20 protein-coding genes are annotated in these 20,402 nt (G+C 38.5%); 1 reads left to right on the top strand and 19 read right to left on the bottom strand.

Annotated features, from left to right (window positions below; translation table 11 throughout):
* Nucleotides 1-70: 70 nt before the first annotated feature.
* The 19 genes from D0X99_RS16355 to D0X99_RS16260 form a co-directional block, all read right to left on the bottom strand.
* The gene (locus tag D0X99_RS16355; protein ID WP_119478934.1) at nucleotides 71-1,165 is read right to left on the bottom strand and encodes an alanine racemase; all 1,095 of its coding nucleotides are present in this window, start codon (nucleotides 1,163-1,165) and stop codon (nucleotides 71-73) included.
* A 299-nt stretch (nucleotides 1,166-1,464) separates the two neighbouring features.
* Nucleotides 1,465-1,953 carry a TlpA family protein disulfide reductase gene (locus tag D0X99_RS16350; RefSeq protein ID WP_158587719.1) on the bottom strand — a complete coding sequence of 163 codons (489 nt, stop codon included), beginning with the start codon at nucleotides 1,951-1,953 and terminating at the stop codon, nucleotides 1,465-1,467.
* Between the two features lie 228 nt (nucleotides 1,954-2,181).
* Complete coding sequence (locus D0X99_RS16345) at nucleotides 2,182-2,553, bottom strand: nuclear transport factor 2 family protein (protein WP_262696739.1); 372 nt, start codon at nucleotides 2,551-2,553, stop codon at nucleotides 2,182-2,184.
* A 791-nt stretch (nucleotides 2,554-3,344) separates the two neighbouring features.
* Nucleotides 3,345-3,752, bottom strand: coding sequence for a thiol-disulfide oxidoreductase DCC family protein (locus tag D0X99_RS16340; RefSeq protein ID WP_158587717.1), 408 nt, complete (start codon nucleotides 3,750-3,752; stop codon nucleotides 3,345-3,347).
* Between the two features lie 5 nt (nucleotides 3,753-3,757).
* Nucleotides 3,758-4,297: a hypothetical protein gene (locus D0X99_RS16335; RefSeq protein WP_119478930.1), complete on the bottom strand. Its 540-nt coding sequence runs from the start codon at nucleotides 4,295-4,297 to the stop codon at nucleotides 3,758-3,760.
* Between the two features lie 664 nt (nucleotides 4,298-4,961).
* Nucleotides 4,962-5,552, bottom strand: a complete 591-nt coding sequence (locus tag D0X99_RS16330; RefSeq protein WP_119478929.1) for a hypothetical protein — start codon at nucleotides 5,550-5,552, stop codon at nucleotides 4,962-4,964.
* Entirely contained in the window at nucleotides 5,542-6,054 is a 513-nt protein-coding gene (locus D0X99_RS16325) for an RNA polymerase sigma factor (RefSeq protein WP_119478928.1), read from the bottom strand. The genes D0X99_RS16330 and D0X99_RS16325 overlap by 11 nt, the downstream gene beginning before the upstream one ends.
* Nucleotides 6,051-6,905 (bottom strand): alpha/beta fold hydrolase, encoded by an 855-nt coding sequence (locus D0X99_RS16320; protein WP_119478927.1) that lies wholly within the window; start codon nucleotides 6,903-6,905, stop codon nucleotides 6,051-6,053. Before D0X99_RS16320 ends, D0X99_RS16325 begins: the two co-directional genes overlap by 4 nt.
* A 648-nt stretch (nucleotides 6,906-7,553) precedes the next feature.
* Nucleotides 7,554-8,225, bottom strand: coding sequence for a hypothetical protein (locus tag D0X99_RS16315; RefSeq protein WP_119478926.1), 672 nt, complete (start codon nucleotides 8,223-8,225; stop codon nucleotides 7,554-7,556).
* A gap of 1 nt (nucleotide 8,226) precedes the next feature.
* Entirely contained in the window at nucleotides 8,227-9,219 is a 993-nt protein-coding gene (locus D0X99_RS16310) for an alpha/beta fold hydrolase (RefSeq protein ID WP_119478925.1), read from the bottom strand.
* Nucleotides 9,220-9,416: 197 nt separating this feature from the next.
* Nucleotides 9,417-10,022 carry a helix-turn-helix domain-containing protein gene (locus D0X99_RS20430; RefSeq protein ID WP_158587716.1) on the bottom strand — a complete coding sequence of 202 codons (606 nt, stop codon included), beginning with the start codon at nucleotides 10,020-10,022 and terminating at the stop codon, nucleotides 9,417-9,419.
* Nucleotides 10,023-10,852: 830 nt separating this feature from the next.
* The gene (locus D0X99_RS20530) at nucleotides 10,853-10,996 is read right to left on the bottom strand and encodes a VOC family protein (protein WP_199708122.1); all 144 of its coding nucleotides are present in this window, start codon (nucleotides 10,994-10,996) and stop codon (nucleotides 10,853-10,855) included.
* A gap of 63 nt (nucleotides 10,997-11,059) precedes the next feature.
* A complete protein-coding gene (locus D0X99_RS16295) occupies nucleotides 11,060-11,992 on the bottom strand; it encodes an alpha/beta fold hydrolase (RefSeq protein ID WP_119478923.1) in 933 nt (310 codons plus the stop codon).
* Nucleotides 11,993-12,224: 232 nt separating this feature from the next.
* A complete protein-coding gene (locus tag D0X99_RS16290) occupies nucleotides 12,225-12,743 on the bottom strand; it encodes a hypothetical protein (RefSeq protein WP_119478922.1) in 519 nt (172 codons plus the stop codon).
* 982 nt (nucleotides 12,744-13,725) lie between these two features.
* Nucleotides 13,726-14,493, bottom strand: a complete 768-nt coding sequence (locus tag D0X99_RS16285) for a CPBP family intramembrane glutamic endopeptidase (RefSeq protein ID WP_119478921.1) — start codon at nucleotides 14,491-14,493, stop codon at nucleotides 13,726-13,728.
* A gap of 282 nt (nucleotides 14,494-14,775) precedes the next feature.
* The gene (mobC, locus tag D0X99_RS16275; RefSeq protein ID WP_119478919.1) at nucleotides 14,776-16,743 is read right to left on the bottom strand and encodes a conjugal transfer protein MobC; all 1,968 of its coding nucleotides are present in this window, start codon (nucleotides 16,741-16,743) and stop codon (nucleotides 14,776-14,778) included.
* Complete coding sequence (locus tag D0X99_RS16270) at nucleotides 16,740-17,984, bottom strand: relaxase/mobilization nuclease domain-containing protein (RefSeq protein ID WP_119478918.1); 1,245 nt, start codon at nucleotides 17,982-17,984, stop codon at nucleotides 16,740-16,742. The genes mobC and D0X99_RS16270 overlap by 4 nt, the downstream gene beginning before the upstream one ends.
* Nucleotides 17,969-18,376, bottom strand: a complete 408-nt coding sequence (locus D0X99_RS16265; RefSeq protein ID WP_119478917.1) for a plasmid mobilization protein — start codon at nucleotides 18,374-18,376, stop codon at nucleotides 17,969-17,971. The genes D0X99_RS16270 and D0X99_RS16265 overlap by 16 nt, the downstream gene beginning before the upstream one ends.
* Nucleotides 18,377-18,586: 210 nt before the next feature.
* Nucleotides 18,587-18,802, bottom strand: coding sequence for a hypothetical protein (locus tag D0X99_RS16260; RefSeq protein ID WP_119478916.1), 216 nt, complete (start codon nucleotides 18,800-18,802; stop codon nucleotides 18,587-18,589).
* A 223-nt stretch (nucleotides 18,803-19,025) separates the two neighbouring features.
* Between D0X99_RS16260 and D0X99_RS16250 the strand changes: the two genes are divergently transcribed.
* Nucleotides 19,026-19,370: a helix-turn-helix domain-containing protein gene (locus D0X99_RS16250; RefSeq protein WP_119478914.1), complete on the top strand. Its 345-nt coding sequence runs from the start codon at nucleotides 19,026-19,028 to the stop codon at nucleotides 19,368-19,370.
* The last annotated feature ends 1,032 nt before the right edge of the window (nucleotides 19,371-20,402 follow it).

Here is a 20,402-nt window from a genome sequence, read left to right as displayed (position 1 = left end):
CTTAATAGCTGATGAACTCCTGCAATTCGCTAACGGGAAACCCAAACAAGAATTCAATGAATGAATCAGATCAGTAACATCTTTTAATCCACTTACCCTCGAGAGTTAAATAGCCTTTCATCGCATTCGCTGTCATACAAGAATGAACAGGGAGTATTAACAGGGTGTCTCCAATTTTGAATTGACCAATTAGCTCCGATGGCACAGCAACCTTACCATGTTCCTGAGATAAAGCAGTTACATACATACCGGAAATTGGATCTCCCCAACCTTGAGGTTTTTTCTCAACTACCCGACCGAAATGAAATCCATTTTCAAAATCCAATCTATCTTTGGAGAAGTGAACTCCTCCTCCATAAATGATCAATTCACCCCGGTCTTTATGTATGGATACAATCGGACATTCCATTGCAACTGCAATAGTTGACACTGAATTAGACCCCATTGCATGTTGGGTTAAGTCATAGAAGACAAAATTCCCGGGTCTAATTTCATCTAAATCCGTAAAATTCTCAGCAAGGCTACAACTTGGTGTGTCCCCTAAGGAAATTATCAATCCGGGAAAACGGGAGCTGAAGTATTCTTTTAACTGCCGCATCATGGCCAAACTGAGCCGGTGAATCATCTCAATCCCTATGGCATTTCTAAATCGGTAAGTATGCCCGGCATGCGCTAAAAACCCTGAAAATCTGAGAAATGGACTGGATTCAATAAGCTGCAGGATTTCTTCAATTAAATCCAGATTTCCAGGATCAATTCCAGTCCGGTGGTATCCTACATCAATTTTCAGAAATAGATTAACCCTGAAATGAAGGTGTTTGGCAAGAAAAGTTACGCTCTCTGTATTTTCCACCAAGAGATTAAGAGTAATTCGATTTGCCAAAGAATTGATCCGATCAATCTCAAGGATATTCACAGGAAAAGCCACTGTAATGTCATCCCACTCTGAGGCAAAATATTCAGCCATAACCAAAGAAGACACGGTGATTTTGGAAACTCCTTCCGCTTTAAACCACTGACCAATTTCCAAGGATTGATGAGTTTTAAAATGGGGACGAAATATTAGGCCATGCCTTTTGGCTTTACTGGCCATCAAATTGATATTTCTCTTGCACTTTTCTACATCGAGAAGCAATGTGGGGCTACCAGTCACTTTCCTATTCATACCTCTTTTTCAAATTGTTAACCAAAAAACAGTGGCTTAAAACGAATCATAAAGTGTCCCTATCCATTTATTTAAGAATTTGGAAAATTCAATAAAAGGACCGCTTGACCTAGGGACATCACTGACTCAGGAAATCGCTCTTCCGCGATCTAATGGAAGGCAAAAAAACAAAATACCTACCCCGATAAAATGACCCAATTGGTGGTATAATTAGAGACCAAAAAAAGGATGATAAATCCGAACGGCTAGAAAATTCAACCTTAGCATCTAATTAAAGAAGATTAGGTATAAACGACTAATTAATTTTTAGGAAAAGAAATATCCAGAACTTCCTTCAGTTTACCTTCCAGTTCAGTACCTCGAAAGTCTTTGGCCACAATAATTCCATCAGGATTTATCAAATAGGATGTTGGAAGTAACTTGACTTTGTAAATGGCCTCGCTAGGGAAATAATTCCCATCAGGTTGTTCAATTACGTTGGTCCATATTAGGGAATCAGCTGCCACAGCCTTTTTCCAAGCTTTACTATTTTGATCAACAGAATAACTGAAAATCTCAAATCCCTCGGAACGATAGCGCTTGTAGAGGGATAAAAGATTTGGGTTTTCCTTCCTACAGGGACCGCACCAAGAGGCCCAAAAATCCAACAAAATGAATTTTCCCTTCAGCGAAGCAAGAGAATGAATCTGACCTGATAAACCGATTCCTTGAATATCTAGAAATTTGTCTCCAAGTTCAGGCTCTTTTGAATTGGATGAACCTCCAATCTCTTTATTTGAAAGGAACACCTCCTCTTTTATTAGCTCCCCCTTTTCAAGATCCGAACTGCGGGAACATGAAAATAAGACCATTATGAGCAGGAAAAAACATTTAAAAATCCCAATCGAATTAATTCCAAGGTTTAAAAACCTTATGATCAACCTATCTTCCATTTAAAATTCAACTGACAATCAATGGTTTCAAAACTGCACAATCAAAAAAAGAATTTAGCCCTTGTATCCACATTGAAACTTCAACTACTGAAGCATAATTCCTGAACCACCAATCACCTTCCAGGCATTCTCCCTAGATTTTTTCCAAATTCGGATGTGCCGAAATTTTCCCTGAACAGGCTTTCCTGAATATTCAGCATTTAGATGTACCACAACAGATACAATTGAAACACCTTCAAATACTGAGATGATTGGCTCCTCTGATGAAATTTGATGCATCTTCATCGGAACTGATCGAAAATTTTCCAGATCCATTTCTTTGGTCATGAATTGTCCTGAAGGAATGTGGAATACCAATCTGCTATCCAGAAGTGAATCCAATAGAGCCAAATCTCCCGATGCCATTGCTCTTAAAAATTTTGCTTCACATATTAAAATTTGTTCCTTTTCTGTCATGGACATTAATCCAATTAAACATTTGGCAATTTTTCAGTGTGTTATCCTGGATAAAACAAGTTCAAATCCACTATGAGTTTTCTTTGAGCAAAAAACAATGAATTGAATTAGGTATCGCTTGGAAAAACCTTGACAAAAGTAAACACACGAAACTTTAAACGCCTGAACCTTACCAGGCCTTAACCATTCCAAACTGGGGGATTTTTTGGGGGATTTTTATTCAAGCCTTAATAGAACTCAATTTCTTTTTATTCAAACCGATACAATGCCATCTTTTGATCATAACAGGCTTCAGCAAATTCTTGATCAATTCCAATTCATGACCTTCAGTCACTACTAGGGATAAGAATTAAAAAGATCAAAGAATTAGAAGCGAACTACAGCCTTCAAAAATTGGGCACCAGTAAGATCCGGTATTCTTACAGCTAAGAAACCATGTCCACTTTTGATGAAGCTATCTGTTCCTTGGATCTACTGAACTGGCCTGGTCAAATCCACTCGACTTTACGGTAGCTAAATACTCCTTCAGATGCATTAAATCAGGATTTTTCTACTGACTTCATCAATGTATAATTGAACAACCAACACTGGAAACCCATAAATAAATGAGGGTTCGCACAACATTAGAAATCTTCTCCAACCTGATTTTCAGGCCATTAAACGATTCGAAATCAATGACAACAACTTTGTAAAACAACCATGAATTCGAACCAATCAGGGAAATCTCCATTCATACTTAGCTCATTTTAACTCCTGATCAAGTGCTAAAAGAAACATCAATTTCATCCCCTTCAACTTAAAAACTTCCTTCTTACTTCAAGTGTGGGAATCGCGCAGTCCATTTTTTTTCCAAACAGCCGGTACCGATACTTCGAAAAAATACCATAAAAAAAATCCCTAAACTCTTTGGGAATAATTCTCAAAAGAACAAAAACCTTGGGTAACCCTACCAAATCCTTTGAGATCTCAATCAATGCCGAGGTTTTTGTGTAGACTTTACCAGCTTTGATCAACACTACTGTGCTTAATGAATTTTCCACAAATCCCAGGTTCCTTAATAAATCAGTTCCTAATTCACTTTGTTGGGAAGCAAATCGAAACGAATCATTTCCGTCATATTTTATGATAAACATAGCTGTATCATTACAAAAATTACATTCTCCGTCTATCAACACGATTGACTTTTCCGAATCTTTCATGCCCTCTACCATTTAATTGTGATGAAATACTCCACTACTCTTAAAATCATAAATAAGGAAACTGACAATCCCAACACAAACACTTTATTCTTCCACGATTCATTAATCCTGTTCACCTGAATCAGACTTTTCCAAATCTCAATCAATCTACCCCTATTCATAAACAGGATACATAAAATCAGGAATTGGTACAGGATTGCGGCCCTTAAGGCACCAATATTTACATCATAAAAAATATCCTGAAGGATGACATTTACTAGAATCGTAGACACAAAAAGACATCCTACCAGCCGGGAGCGTTTAAAAAACATTAAAATACCTCCTACAATTTCAAGAACACCTAATGTTAAAGCGAAAGGTCTTGAATACCCATAAAATGCCCACATGAGTTGCATTCCGGTCATTTCTGAAACCTTTAAATCGGTATTGGCAGCTCCATTGAACTGAACCCATTTCCCTACGCCATAGGCCAGCATAGCTAACACTACAACATAACTAAATGCATTTTCAAGAATCTCAATTTTATATTTTCTAATTAAATTCATTTTCAAAGTAACTTTTAAGATCGATATATACTCATAATTATATTTCCTGGCGATAAGCCCCAGCGAACCACCACCTATTCCTTTATAAACCTAGAAACACATGGAAATCCGGTTTGAAATCCCCCTTCTTTCTACACCTATTAAATCTCAAGATACAATCTCCCGAATTTCAATAATTTAAGTCTGGGACATCGTTCTGACTAAATAAATCCTGATTCTACTCACAAACAAACCTGGAAATCATGCTCCTTAAAAAAGAAGTGTCCTGAAATTGTATGATAGGATTGTGAACGTACTTTAAGCCTAACCTTGCCGGAATTTTGGATCCTACCCTAGGGGGATTTTTTGGGGTATTATGATACCGAGGGCTCTCACAATCTAAAATACCATTTATACTAAATAAGAGTACTAAATGAAAAGATGTTATAGAACAAGTACAAAAACAGCATCAAGCAAAAAACAGATCTCAGTAAAAAACAAATTCAATTTTGGAACACTAAAAAACCAAATTATTTCAAAAGTAACCCGATTGATTTCATCCCAGAAAAATTCCTGATATCCAAAAGAAGATATCAAGGAATTTTAAGGGAAAATAGATTTAAAACAGCCCAACATTTTTGCAGTGCAATCACAGCAGGTGCTCAATTGGCTCAAATCGTTTCGGCTAAGCCTGTTTCGCTTCAAGCAGTAGTTGTTGCAGGTGCTGCATCAAGGGTTTAAGGGTTTTATCGTAGTTCTTTAACCGACTTTTTATTATGAAATGAATCAATAAAATGATCATCAAACTTACACCCAGATGGATTGCCCATCTAATATTCTCGGGTAAAGGGGCCAAGAAAACGAAATAAGCCAGATTAACTGCAATAATCAGCAACAACCCATAGAAATACATGTATTTTTCTGCTATCCTGTAGCGATGTTGGAGCTTTCTGAGCTGAGTTTCCACGTATTGCCGGTTGGACAAACTCAGTGAATCCTCACTGCTTAGAAGCTTAGACTTAAAACTCAGCCATGCCACCCAGGCCATTGCCAAACCGATCAGAAAAGGAGTGATTAAAACCAGGTTGCTTTCCTGTAAGGGCAAAACAAAAATTAAAAAAACAAAGGTTATCGGCCCAATGATCGCTATAGCAATTCGTTCTTTTCTTTGTTTCTTTTCTGTTAGCCGAAGGCCATGCATCAATGCATCCAGATCAAATGAAGAGGCTTTTTTACTTTGCCAAATCTTTTGCATATCGTTAAAGTTATTTTCCATGAGGAGAAGGATTAAGTTTCTTTGTGAGTAATGATTTAATTCTGTTGATTTTGACAGCTACATAGTTTTCTGAAATCCCCGTGATTTCAGAAACAGTTTTGTAGGAAGTTCCTTCCAAAAAAAGGGTTGCGAAAATCCGGTCTGAATCGGATAATTCACCGATGGCTTGATAAAGTAACCGAAACCTTTCCTCAATTTCGAAAGAGTGGTTTTCTGGCTCTCGGAATTCCATACTTGGTTCAATACCGGTATTTTGATCCAACCTCTTTTTTTCTTTTGAAGAAAAAGTAACGGCAGTATTGTAAGCAATTCGATAAATCCAAGTTCCCATTTCGGAATCCCCCTTAAACTGCTCCAGGTTACTCCAAATTCTTATCAGAATTTCCTGAAACAGATCATTGGCCAATTCCTTATCCTGAGCAAAGCTTATACTTAGCCGATATATCTGATCCTTGTAGGTTAAAAAGATGCGCTCAAATTCAACATCCCTTTTTGTTTTCATTTTAAAAACTCAGTAACATTTTCCAAAAACCAATCAGGATTGTCCCACATGATGAAATGGTATGCAGTGGGGGCCATTCTGATCTGGACATTCTTAGCCAATTTATATTGATTAGAAAAAGCTTGCTTTACACTTTCCTCTGTCATACCGTAATCTTTTCCGGAGGCCCATGCGCCCAAGACCAAAATTGGAGTGTTTACATCCGCCAATTCGTCCCTGAAATCAGAAGTCATCAGTTCATAAAAAGCTTGGGCGATGGTAGCTCTGTCACTTTGCATAGACCAATCGACCAAAATCGGGATTTTCTCCGAACTGGTGGTCATCATAGCCATAGTCATTTTTTGCTGGGTCTGATATTGTTCCTCACTTTGTGAAATCATCATTTCTTTGGCCTGGGTAGCCATGCCTGCCATACTTTCCTCCGTTGCTGACGGATTAAGGGCTGCGGAATAAAAAGGATAGGAATCTACGATAATGGTTCTTTTAATTTGCTTGGGATGACTTCTGGATAGTTTCAGAGAAATAAACCCTCCAAGGCTATGCCCTATTAAAGTAACTTGTTCATTTTGAGTAACAATGTAATCAGAAATCAAACCTTCCATAGTTTTGAAAAACCCATCTTGAATTTCTGTTGGCGGGTTGGTTCCAAAACCCGGAAGAGTAATCACATGGCATTCATAATTTTTTGACAGCTGAGTTACTGCCTGGTCCCAAACCTCTCCAGAAGAGGCAAGTCCCGGAATGAAAATAATCTTAGGCCCTTTCCCGCTTACTTTGACGTTAAGCTCCTGGCTGTAAAGTTGAGAAAGGTTGGATAAGATGAGGAGAGTAAAGAGAATAAACTTTTTCATAGATTTTGCTTTTTCTCTTTAGACTGGAAAGGCGACAAAACCTTACAGCATTTTCCAAACTTTTTTTAATTCGAATTAAAAATCCATTCATCCAAACTGAATAAAATATAAACTTGACTCCAATGATTACTCCGTATAGATGACCATAAAAACATCTAAGCTATTGAGGCACTTGCTAGGGCCAAAACATTCCTTTTAGAACAGAAATGTGCTAATTTTCAACTTCATCTGTTATTTTCCCCTCATTTTGATTTTGCGGAAAAAATCAGAAATCAATCAAATAGGAACTTAAAAAATGAAAGCCCCATCCTAACCTGGTCCAAGCAAAGTAAAATTGTCATATGCTTTGAAAAATTGCAAATTGAACAAAATGAAAGCTGTAATATTCATATAGGGTTTCACTAATTATACAATTCAGGAATTAACCAACGAAATAGATTTCTTAAAGAAGAGATCAAATATTACTGAAAGGTTCCTTATCCAAACAAAAACAAAAAAGATGGGAATGCCTTTAAAGCTTCCCATCCTTAAAAAAAATCTTAAAACTATCCAAGGTTCAATTTATACACATTCTTAAGGGTCATATAAGAATTACAAATTTTCACTACCTAATCCAGCTAATAAATAGAAGGTATTGGGGATGTAAGCTTAAAATAAGTAATTTAATCCAATTTTTATATAATAAGGAAGACTGGGACTACTTTTAAACTCCTCCGTTCTTAATAAACCCAACGATAAGGTCGCGTCCATTTTTCTCAAACTATACCCAGTATTGACCGAAAAAAGCTGACTATTGGACGCATTTTCATACCATCCATCCTTAGCACCTGAGAAATTTCCTTTATACGCTTCAGTATGCTGAAAATTTGTAACAATGGAACTACCTACTGAGAAATTCAGGTTTGCATACCACTTCAATTTATAATAACCAAATTGAAAACCTGATTCAGAACCCAAACTCTGCATTTTAACAAACGGATTACTATTTTGCCGATTAACAATTGAAACGTTGAATGAAAACTTCCAATCCTCAAATTGAAATAATCTCGCTAAGGTCCCGATCTTAAAATTGTAATCATCACCAACAGGATCACCTGAAGGAAAGGATACATCGGCAAAAGGTGCCCAAATAACCTTTTTCCCATTTAAAATTCTTCCATAGTGTAACCCAAATGCGAATGAATGGTCGAGTCCGGTATAAATCCTGGCTAGGTTATTAACTGAATCCAATTTAGCCCAATTATAATTCTGAGCATTTCCACTAAAACTTATTATCAAAATAATCAATCCCGTGAGGAAGCAATACTTTACTTTTTTCATACTAAATAGTCTTAAGGTAATTCAACACTGATGGCAAGGTTACAGAGCGCCATTTATCTGACTCAAGCATACCGGAATGTCCAACGCCCTCGATTTTTACTAATTCTTTATTTTTGTAGACATATGAAATTTTTCTAGCCCATTCATCGGAGTAAACCTTACCGGCACCTCCATACATGAAAAGTACCTTGTCTTGGAAGTTCTCAATTCCCTGACCCATGTCGGGTTTAAACTTCTGGCCATAATTAAAAGAAGTCAAATTGATTACTGAGCCAAATCTCCAGAAACTATCTTTCCCTGTAAGCGTCTCTAAAGTATTTGGGCTACCGTGGCTAGCTATAAGGGCAAATTTGTAGTCTAGAATCTCATGATTATCTTTCTTCGTAGAAACAAACTGATCTTGAAAAAGGATATCGTTCAGAATCTCGGACCCCAATGGAGCAGCCTGGGCCTTCTTTATATATTCCTCAATGTCATTCCATTTAAGTCCACCGGGTTCAATTAATATCATTCCATCAATTTCATTTGGTTTTTTCCCTGCATAAGATGTAGCCAAAATAGCACCCCATGAATGACCAAAAAGCACAACCTTTTGATTTGGTCTGGTTTTGTAAAAGTCAATTACTGCATCCAATTCATTCAAAAAAATATCATCCAAATCTTTACCTGAATAATAGTTTTCATTGAATCGCTGAGAAAGTCCTGAACCTACCTGATCATAAAATACCACCTTATAGCCATACTGAGCCAAATCCTTGGCCGCAAGCATGTAACGGTAATCAGCACCAGGTCCCCCATGTATACAAATAATAAGGGTGTCATCAGGATCACCAAACACCTCTGAATGAAGTACCCGATCGTTGATCTTAATTGAGGGAATGCTTGAATCCTGATCAGCTGTCTTAGGAACAAGGTGGTCAGGTTCATCTAATTTCTCGCACCCGACAAGCCAAGTGCAAATAGTAAAAAGCATTAAAAGCCTTTTCTTTTTCATAAATAGAAGAGTTAAATAATTCGATGCAAAATTATCGAGGATAAATAAACCGGGAGTCTCAAGTTCGGAGAATGGGACCTTTCAATTAGATCCTTAAACACCTATATATCAATTATTTAGAAAAATTGAGACTCCTTTCCCAAACTATTCTGGGAATACGGAAAAAATCATCAACGATGGAATCAAAAGTTAAATTCTCAGGTATTGGACTCTCTCGATCCCTGATTTGATTTCAAAAACTCTGATGGTAAGGTGCCCACGATTGCTTTAAAATTCCTGTAAAAGGTCGCTTTTGAATTAAAGCCAGAATCAAATGCCATCGCCATTATTGTATACTTTTGAGAATCCTCTGTCCTAGTTCTTCTAATGAATTCCTCAACCCTCATCTTGTTTATCAAGTCATAAAAATTAGCACCTGAAATTTGGTTTATAGCTCTTGACATCAAGTTGGGATGCACATTTAAAAGAATAGCCAAATCCAAAACTTTAAGCTCTGGATTTAAATACAATTTTTCAACCTTTATTAACTCTATTGACTTGTTATAAATCTCCTCAAAATATTGAATATTTGAAGACTCATCCTTTGCCAATAAGGTCTCAGTTAAATACTCCTTATTGTCACTGTCTGCAAGATCACTCTTGCTTTGAACAAAAAACAATTCTCGCTCAGTAAAAATCTGCGCCTGGCTGATGCCAAAAAAACCCAAACAAATTAAATAAATTGAGGATGAGCTAAATATGATTCTATCATCGGGAATAAAAATAACAATGATCCAGACTAATAACAGACCTATATTGAGCATAAGCATCCAATTGAAATTAATGCTATCTAAATATGAAAACTCAAACTTCAATCTTTTCCTATACGAATGAAGATAAAAAAAACATACTAATATATATACAATTCCAGAAACACATGTCGCTATAAATCTTAAAAAATTCTCAGTTTCAAACACCGATGACTGTCCCTTCAAAAATTCGATCTTTGAATCAAACGATAAGAAATAGAACTGAATAAAAAGCAAATTTGAGAGAACAAAAGGGATGAAATGAAGCAAATCAATTTTGCTGAAGTACAAGGGCTTTGTTTGGTATTTTATATAGAGATACATGAACGGACCCGAAAGCAAAGGGATTCCAAAACCAAGTACCGTAAGGGTAGGATAGTTTAAGTAGTTACCATTGTAAACCAACAGATACGAAAAAGTAATGTAACCTGATGCAAAAATCCAAAACAATAGAATAATTTCAGCTGTAGATTTCTCTTTCTTTTTGACCAATAGCAAACAAAGAAAAATAGAAATAATTATACCTGACTGTAAAATATATTCAACCATTTCTAGAAAGAGCATTTTTTGCCAGGCCCTTGCACAAGCTGTATTTTAAAGTTCCGAATTTCTATATCCTATCGAGTCCCAAAGACTCCCATAAAGACCCTTAAACACAGATAAAATCCCATAATCGGCCTTTATGGGTTCCATCGCAAATTCCACGCCCTTAGCGATAAAACTCTGAAAGTATCTCCAAAATTCATTAGTCTGAGAAAAATAAACACCCTTCCGCCTGACTGATTTCCGATAAAGAAATCTTCACCGTGCATCGAAATTCTTGCCAGTAACAAGAATGTCCCGTTCTAATTTTGAGGAGAAACAGTAACCCATCGTTCATTTTGCTCAGGCTTATGGATATTCTGGAGTAGTTTGAAATCCAGAATCTGAGTAAAAGACCGGATAGCCTCGTCGTAATCCTCCAACAGCAGGTCAATAGACTGTTTCATTAGGAGTTAATTAATAAGAGGGAGATCACTCCTTGAATTGAGACATTTTTAAAATGCAAGATTTCACTTGGTCAAGCCATGGACAAGATATTCCCGAAATAACAACGGCTCATCAATCCAAGAATTATGTCCTGCATCCGGAATCATTTTTAGCTCAACAAGTTGAAACTCTTTCAGCAGCTCCTTAAGGCTGGAAGAATTAAAATCCAAAAAATCATATTGCCCTTGGATAACTGTCGCTTTCAGTGAATTCAAGGTACTCCTATAATCATAATTCCAGTTTACAGATTCAGCCATGACCGAAGCATCCTGGTTATAATAGGCTTGCCCTCCTTTAAGTAACCTCCATTTGGAAATGTCATAAATATTAGCTTCAGCAAAGGAAATTCTCCAAAATTCAGTTTTTTCCTTTGCAGTGAGTTGAGACTTATGCGCTAGGTAATAGCTTTTTTCCTTCTTAACTTCTTCCCTGTTTGCAAGAAATTCAAGATTCTTCCCCATTTGCTCGGAAAAAATATCGGTAGAGCTTTGAGCTTTCGGGAGGATTGTCCCAGTTAAGACCAAGTTAGAAACCAATTCAGGATATAATCTGGCAAACTCCATTCCAACCAAAGTCCCCATGGAATGACATAACAATTTAACTTTCTTGATTTTAAGCTCAGAAACCAATTCAAACAAATCAGACACATTGCTTTGAAAGGTGAGTTTATCCAGTGGAGCCGGCGACATCAAGGAACCTCTTTGGTCGTATAGAATAAAGTGAAATTTGTTTTCAAGGCCTTGAATAGCATCTAGCATGTAATCATGATTGGCTCCGAATCCTCCATGAACTACAATCACGGTATCTTTGCTTTGAGACTTCATCTCCTTTACAAAAATTCTAGTGGTATCTTTTGTGAAAAAATACCATTCCTCATATCTCCTATCCTGAGCATTTGAAAAAAAGGGGATAAAAGAAAAGAAAATAAATGCGACAAGGACTTTATTCTTTAACATTTCATTAGGGACTTTACTATTCGACAATAACCTATACTATGCGCTTATTTATCCAAGTAATTCTCTAGATAAAACTTCTCCTTGAAGTACAATTCTCTCCAGTTAGGATTCAGTTTATCCAATATTATTTCCTCTGCAAATCCAAGCGCATAAAAAGTAACTCGCTGTTCAATTTCTAGATCGGTATTTATAAAATAATGACCTTTTTATTTTCTTTGATTTGAATTCTATTTTACCGAAGTGTAATAGGCAGAAAAAATGTGCCTTCAGTAATAGACATTGTCTGACCCTGGTTATTTTTGAATGTCCCTTTAAATGTCCCCCTTACTTTCTCATTGTTAATGGCTGTGATTTGCATTGAAAAGTCTTTCGGAGTTAATACACTACTCGCATAATAGCTTTCCTTACCTTCCCCTAGGTTATATTCGGCTGAGAGCTCTGATGAATTTACCGAGTAATCCCCTGAAGTAATTCGACCGGATTTTTCTAATACTATAGTGATTACGGGCTCCGGATTTTCACCTTCCCGACTAGCCCCACCTACTAATAGACTGAAAACACCTTCATTCTCGAAATTTCCGCAAAAAGTAAACGGAAAATTTTTCGACACACCATCAATTTTTGCTTTTACGTGATACTCGCCTGTCAACAGGTCATCATCATTACCGATTGGATCTTGATCCTCTGTTTGGCAGGAAAGAATTCCCAGAAATGACAAAAAACTAAGAATTACTAATGTACTTTTTTTCACTTTTCAGTTGGTTTAATTCAACTGCAAAGGAAATGGCTGGTAAGTGATTCGGAAATACCCCAAAATGAGGGATTTGAAATTAGCAGGCCTTGGAGTGATGAGGTATATAATCGCATTAAGGAATTGGTTTGAGGCAGCATAAATGCATTAAACAAAAAACAGGGATTCACTTGAACCCCTGTTTTCAAACTCACTTTAAACCTGTCCAACTATAAAACCTTAAATCATGAATTACTTTCTTGATAATTTAATGGGTATATCCGGTCTAACTGTTTTTGATTTACAGAATCAGGAGTTAATCGGATCAATGTTTTCATTAAGGACTTCAATCCTCCCGAAGTATTTGTCATTTGTGCAAATTTCCAGAAAGTTTCAGTGATAAAATCTGCTTTAGATTTCCTTTGTGATTAAAAAGCTGCTAAATAATCTTCAATAGAGAAATTGGAGTCAAGCTTTTGGGCGATGCCCCAAGCATCCTCAATGGCTTGACAAGCTCCCTGGCCTAGGCTGGGGGAGCGCATGAGCGGCATCACCCACCAAGGCAATCCTTCGATCAATCCATGTCAGTAAAGGCTTGAAGTCAAACAAATCAGTTCTTATGATGTTCCCAGAATCCACCTTCCTGATTATTTCCTTAACCAAATCAGGAAAATCCCGACAAACTCCAAGTAAATCTGATTTTAGTGTATTCAAATTTTTCTTTCCACCCGCTTTTTCCTAATCAGTAGAAAACCATAGATCTGTAATTCGACTTTTCTTGTTAATGGTTACTTACACTTTTTAAGCAAATTGAAATGCCGGAGATTTTTAAGTCCCCACTCAATCACAGATCAAAATTCTAACAATTCTTGCCTTAATTCATACCCCAAAAGGGGTGGAATTTCACGATAATAATTTGGACGCATTTCAAATTTTACGTTCTCAAAGTCGATATTCAACACAGAATTTATTCAGAATGCTCACCAAATTTTAACCTCCTTTTTTACTGTTGATTATTTAAGAACCGGAGGAATTCAAACTTATCTTTTTTCAGAGTTAACCAAATAGAAAATCCGAGGGTAAATAGTCTGGCAATAATTGAAGTTGTGTCTCCCAAGGCAGTCACCCCTACCTCAAACAATTCAAACCAAAAGTTCAATAGGATATGCAGAAATATTGGAAACCAGATATTTTTCCATTTTGAAAAAATCCAACTAAACCATAATCCCCCAAATGCTGTCAAGGCAACAACTCCAATCTGTTCGGAAAAATCAGATGCCTGATAAAAGTGGCCAATTCCAAAAACCAGGGAAGGCAGTATAGCAGCCCACCAAAACCCAACATTTAGATACCTATATATTAACCAGAACGCCAAACCCCGATAAAGAACTTCTTCTGCAAAAGGCGAAAGGACAGTATAAAACAGGATGACCTCTGGTTTCCAACTAAACTGGAATCCGCTTCCAAAAGCATAGGTTATTGCAGTCGGTAAGGTTACGATCATTCCAAAAAGGAAAGCTTTGACCAGAGACTTATTAAGCGTAAGCCTTTCAAGTCCCCCTTTGAAATTTTCCCTGAAAATTAAACAAACGGATAAAAGCACCACAGAAACTTCCAAAAGCATTCTTATCCCCCACTTGAAATACCCCTCCGTTGCAGGAAACAAAAAGGATACAAAATCATTGGAAAATTGATCCAAAAGGAAAAAAATTCCAAGAATCATTGAAGCAATTTTTAATCGCTCCACAAAAGAGTAATCATAGTTTTTCATTTGTGATTTAGATTAAGTTTACAAAGAGGAGGATGCTTTAGCTCAGAAAAAAGTTGCATCCTTATTTTACCTACTTCAATTAACTCAAGCTTCAATATTACTAGAAAACAACTCCCTATTAAAAATAAAATTAGAATAAAAATCACCCTATTTAAGGTATATTGTAGATACTCATTTACTTTAAAAAATGGTAATAAAAAAATCAAGTAGCGCGAAAATTATTTATGAATTACATCACTCATCCAACAAGTATGTAAGTCCTTGTTGAGAACAAAGAAACATTCACTTGATTATCATCCCCGTCAATCCCGGGGTATCCATCATCCGTTCCAACTCCTCCTCAATCAACTTCTGCACTTCAGACTTGATTATTCGATAGTTTTCCAGCACTTCTTCCCCATTCAGCTTTCTGACCTGAGGGATGGGCTGATAGCCTTTCTCTTCCAAAGCCAAAGACTTATGATCATTTTGGATCTCCGCATGGAAGGCCTTGAGTTCGATCTTTTGGGCAGGATCATCCGCAACTATTCCAACAAACTGCCCTGAGGAAAGCTGAGAGATGGTCGAGGGAGGAACTGCCAGGTCCAGTTGGGTAGAATGACTGATGGAAGTATCCCCCGAATTGATGGACAGACTTCGTTTGGCCTGATTGATCTTTCCGATACGGTCAGAAATCTGCTTAGCCGTATCCCCCAATACCTGGCCTGAAATAATATTTCCTACCGTATTCATAATCACTTCCGCCTGCTCCCTGCCATAATCCTTTTTCAGCTGGCTGTAATCCTGAACACCCAAGGTAGTTGCCACCCTATTGGATCGCGCAGTGGCAATCAGGGAATCAATCCCATTGAAATAGATGGTGGGAAACTCATCAAAGATCAAGCTGGACTTCAGGCAGTTTTTTCGGTTGACCAGTTTGGTGATCCGTGAAATATACAGGGAAAGCACAGCCCCGTAGACCTGTTGCTTTTGGGGATTGTTTCCCATGCAGATGACTTTGGGTTCAGCAGGATTATTCAGGTCCAGGGTAAACTCACTTTGACTGAGTACATAGTAAAGTTGTGGAGAAGCCAACCGGGCCATGGTGATCTTGGCACTGGCAATCTGTCCCTCCAGCTGTTCGGCCGCACCGTGAAGGAAGGCAGAAACGAAAGGATTGATTAAGACTTCGATCTCTGGTTCAGTCCTTAGGACGGAAAACAGTTTGGGATATTCCACCTGCATCAGTTCGATCACATGTGGAAGCGTGCAGAACTTCCCGTTCCGGTATTTCTTCAAAAACCAGATGACTGCCGTAACAAAATTGATCGGTGACTCCACAAAGAAATCTCCCTGCTTTTTGATCCATTCCCGGTTCAGCCCCAACATGATGGTTCTGGAGGATTCCGAAGCATCGGTAATATCCGTCATGGTGCTTGGCTCCAGAGGATTGCAGCGATGACTGGTTTCCAATTGATCAAAATTGATGGTGTAGAACTTGGGGAAAATGGAATACGATGCCCGGTTTTTGATCAGATTATTGTAAGCGATTCTGGACAAGTCATCGTATTTGAAGTCATAGACAAACATCGAGAATCCCTTGCTGAGGTGCTGGGTAATGATGTGCCGGATGACAAAATAAGATTTACCTGCCCCTGGAGTTCCCACCACCAGTGTAGCCCTAAAAGGATTGATGATATTCAGCCAACCCGAAAACACTTTCTTTTGCACCCTGAATCGGGTGGGAAGATTGACCGAATACTCATTTTCCAAGAGCCTTTGTTCTTGGGGAAAAGTTTCATTCAGGTGATTAAATACTTCGGCTGAAAACCCCTCCCGGATTACTCTGCTGAGCTTCCCTCCCATGGTCAACACACCTATCCAGGAAAGCCAAAGGCCTGTCAGGTAAATTTCTTTTCCCCAGTCCATCATCCGAACCGTCCATTCGGCAAAAACAAAAACCGAATTCCACAACAGAAACCAAATCACCAGTCTCTTCCAATTTAAGTCAGGGTCTTTTCTTCCTTTTGCTCCCAGCAATGAAATCCAGAGCAGGCCCAACGCCAGAATTCGGATCCGGTCAGTTCCCTGAAACAGCCCGGATTTTCCGATCTGAGCCAGTAAAAAGTCAATCCATTCGTGCGTCCAACCCCATGCGTTTAATTGGGAATAGCCAATCACATAGGAATGGATTCCCAATAACACCAAGGATCCCAGTCGGGTAAAATCCAGAATCTTTTTCAGGCCCTCCTGATTCTCACCGGTGTTCATGATTCTCTTGGTTGATCCTTTTTCTTTTTTTTCCGCCTCCTGTTTCCGGGAATAGGACCCTGGTAGGATGAATCTGAAAACCGAAGCAAATAATCTACATCAGGTTCGGTTTCCTGAATGAAATTTTCCCCAATTAAAGATTCACCCTTCCCGCCCTCTTTGCCCAAAGGCAATTCCTTTTTTGCCTTTGCTCCAGCAGCTATCAGCCCAAATTGTTCAGCCAAACCATGCGCTCCATATTCCTTTCCCAAATCCGACCCTTTAATCCCAATTCGATGAAGATGATCCACATAAGTAGCTCCGAACATTCTCCCCTCTTGAGTATGGTTTAGAACCAGTTGAATTCCATTCTTCCTCAGGTTTTCTGAAAATTGATCCAAAGATTTGCTCTTCTGAAGGATCTCCGAAACCCTGGCTTTTACTTTCCCGAGGAGCTCTTTTTTCTTACCCTGATCCCTTAAAAACCTACTCCCGAGCTTTTTCAGTGTGGGATTTAGGTGAAAACTGCTGGCCTTAATGGGAACGCCTTTCCTCCTCCCCTTTTCATCCAATAAATGATAAACCACCCCCCCTCGTTGGTAACGCTGAGAATCCTTTTCACCCCGGTAGGCCATCAATCCAAATCCTGAAAGAATGGCATTGTACTCACCAAGAGATGAAAAGGTGTAATTATTCCAAACATGGTTGAGGACTGTGCTGATGCTGGACTTGGAGGTTTCCTTCCCATAGACCAGTCTCCCCAATTCCGGAAGGCTGGGGCCAATCCTATTTTGCTTTTCGGCAGGGATCAATCCGAATTCCATCTCTATCGCCTTTCTGGCCAGCTCGGATTGATTCTTACCCAGATTATGGGTTTCGATCCGTTTACCCTGCCGGTCAATATTCACTGTCACCAAATGCACATGAGGATGGCCTGCGTCATGGTGCTGGTAAATCAAAAAGGGCTGGTCCCCAAATCCAATCTTTTCCAGGTAAGTCTTACTGATGACATTAAGCAGCTCCGATGAAAGTTTCTCACTGGGAGCAAAGTTGAGGGAGATGTGTATGGCATTTGTTTTGGTCCGGCGATTCAGAGCAGTCAGGCATTCAAATCGTTTGGCCAGCTGATTTGATGATAACCATTCAGCACCCTTGGAAAACCCCTGAAATCCGATCAACTCAGCCATTGACTGGTTCCGTTTGGTTTCATTGTATCGGATAATCCCCTGGACGGACTTACCCACGCTTATTCGGACAACCATCGAAGTTGTAGTTGGGACAGAATACCATCCAGTTTTTCCTGTTCATTTTCCAAATCTTTACTGAAAGCCAACAGCTTTTTCCCCAAAAGAAATTTCTCGATGGAGCTTGAATTCCCATGAAATTGTTTGACCACCTGATTGAGATTGATCCCGATTTTCTTCAGCTGGCCATCGATGGAAATCAGAACCTCCATGAGTTCGGATATTCCTTGCTCTCTGACCTGAATTCGGATGGGCTGATTTTGCAAAACGCGTCGGATCAGTTCACTCATCGTCAGGGAAGAATCCCGTTCCAAAATTCCCAGGAGCTCCTGATACCTAGACTCAGAAATCCTTCCTTCCACTCTTCTGGGAAAGCCTTTTGCACAGCGTTTTATATTAGTGTTGGACATGAAAATTAAAGGTTAGGTTCACTCAGAAATGCGACTCCGGAGCAGGTCCAAATCGGATTGTGGTAGACAATCCTACATCTTGCTTACTGCACCAAGGCGCAGTACTCCCCTTACAGGGGCTTGGTTTCCAAAACTTGAAAACAGCTGCCCCGACTGAATCAAAACGGCCGGGGCAGATGCATTAAAATCGGCAGCTTTGCATCCCATCCTTCAGTTTTCAAGATTCCAAAGCCATCGGGAAGCAGCTGCTCTCCAGTCCCTGATGGGACTTCCGTTTTCATTTGTCCATCCCATTCCTTGGTAGTAAAAGAAAAACACTTCACCTTCTTCTCCTGGGAAATCGCGGGTTGTAAAATAATCTTGAACATCCTCCAAACTCGGGGTATTGAAGGCAGGGCGCAGGTACTCTACTTGTTCATGTATCATGGTTAATAGTGGTTTAGTTGGACCATGAAACTGAAAAACATTTCAAAGAAATATTCAGTAGTAGCACACCTTCAGGAAAAAAATGGAGCCAAAAAAATCAATCCACCACCAATTAGACTACCTGCTTGGACACCAAAACTTCCGACCCGTTTTACCTTATTGGCTTTTACTACTGAAAAAAAAAGAAAACAACCCTTTAAGTTTTAGCCCTAATACATGACCAATGGAAATAGAATTGATTACCCGGGCCGATTTGGAGAATTTCAAAAGAGAACTCCTTACTGAAATCAAAACCTTGTTACAACCTCAAAATGAAATAAAGGAGGATCTGAAATGGGTCAAATCCAAAGATGTGCAAAAGCTTCTTCAGATATCTCCGGGAACCCTTCAGACACTAAGGAACCGAAAAATGATCCCGTTCACCCGATTGGGCGGAGTAATCTATTACAGCCAGGAAGATTTAAAGAAAGTCCTCGAGAAACGGGGGGATGAGGCGACTGATTTCTTTTTTAAGAAGAATAATCACCGCGTTAAAAAAGTCAAATCTCAATCAAGATTTGAAAAATAATGTTTTATTAAAAAACATCCAAGGAAATATTGAATCAAACAGAAGTTTAAAAAGACATCATAAAGGTTTGGAAATTCAAAAACACCAAAGACTTAACTACTTGTTTACTGAATTTCCGGAGCAATCGAGGACCATCAGAATTCAAGCTCCAAACCAGATTATAAGCAGTTCAGCAGGCTCGAGCTTTAATCAGTTTCTGCTACAGTTACCGGGACATATCCTTATCACAAGCAATTTCAAGGTATCCTCCTGAATCGTAGGCTTTAAAACCCATCAAAAATAAATCATCAGGTAGGGCGAGCTCAGTAGAATTTAGGATCGGCAAACAGCATTTGTGGTGAATAAAAAATCAGGATAAAGTCAAGCTGGTATAGAGAAAAACTTGTCAAAAAAAAACGAAATATAAGTGCACTTAATCCAATTAGCATTGCACCTACTGCGCAGAAAAAAATATCGTAAAAGTCAAAAATAGCCTTGTACCCTGCTGTATGTTAAAATAAAGCCCAACCGGTAACTTTCTAGGTTGTCTTATTCTCTTCCCTTCCTGCAGAATCAGGAACATAGGGCAAATTTAAAAAGGATCTCAATTCTCCCCAATGCCAAAAAATAAGCCCAAGATTAGCCAAGAGCATAGAAAAGGTTATTACCGGGGTAAAATTAAAATCCATAGAAATGGTAATTACAAAGACGTTGAGCAGGATTCCAAAGTTAATTTCTGCACCTAACTTGCTAAAATGATGAGTCATCAACAGGAAACCAGAAACTAGCTGGGCCCAACCCAAAAACTACCAATAAAGACCAGTTTGGTACATGGCCTCGAAAAAATTACCAATAGTCAAAGGCAGCATCCTCTCGACTTTCACTGGTCAATCGCTTGCCCTTAATTTTGATTAAAGATGCAAAAACAATTGCTGCACCAAGTGCATATCTGGTAAGTATAACCAATAACTGTAACCAGAAATTATTTTTATACCTCTTCCTAATATAATCATTTAACTGTCCATACCTGGTTACACCCTAAAACCATAAAAA

Origin of the sequence: Algoriphagus lacus (assembly GCF_003583985.1) — a bacterium.
Lineage (GTDB): Bacteria > Bacteroidota > Bacteroidia > Cytophagales > Cyclobacteriaceae > Algoriphagus > Algoriphagus lacus.
Note: the sequence above shows the minus strand (reverse complement) of the source record. Positions and strands in the feature narration are given on the sequence as shown.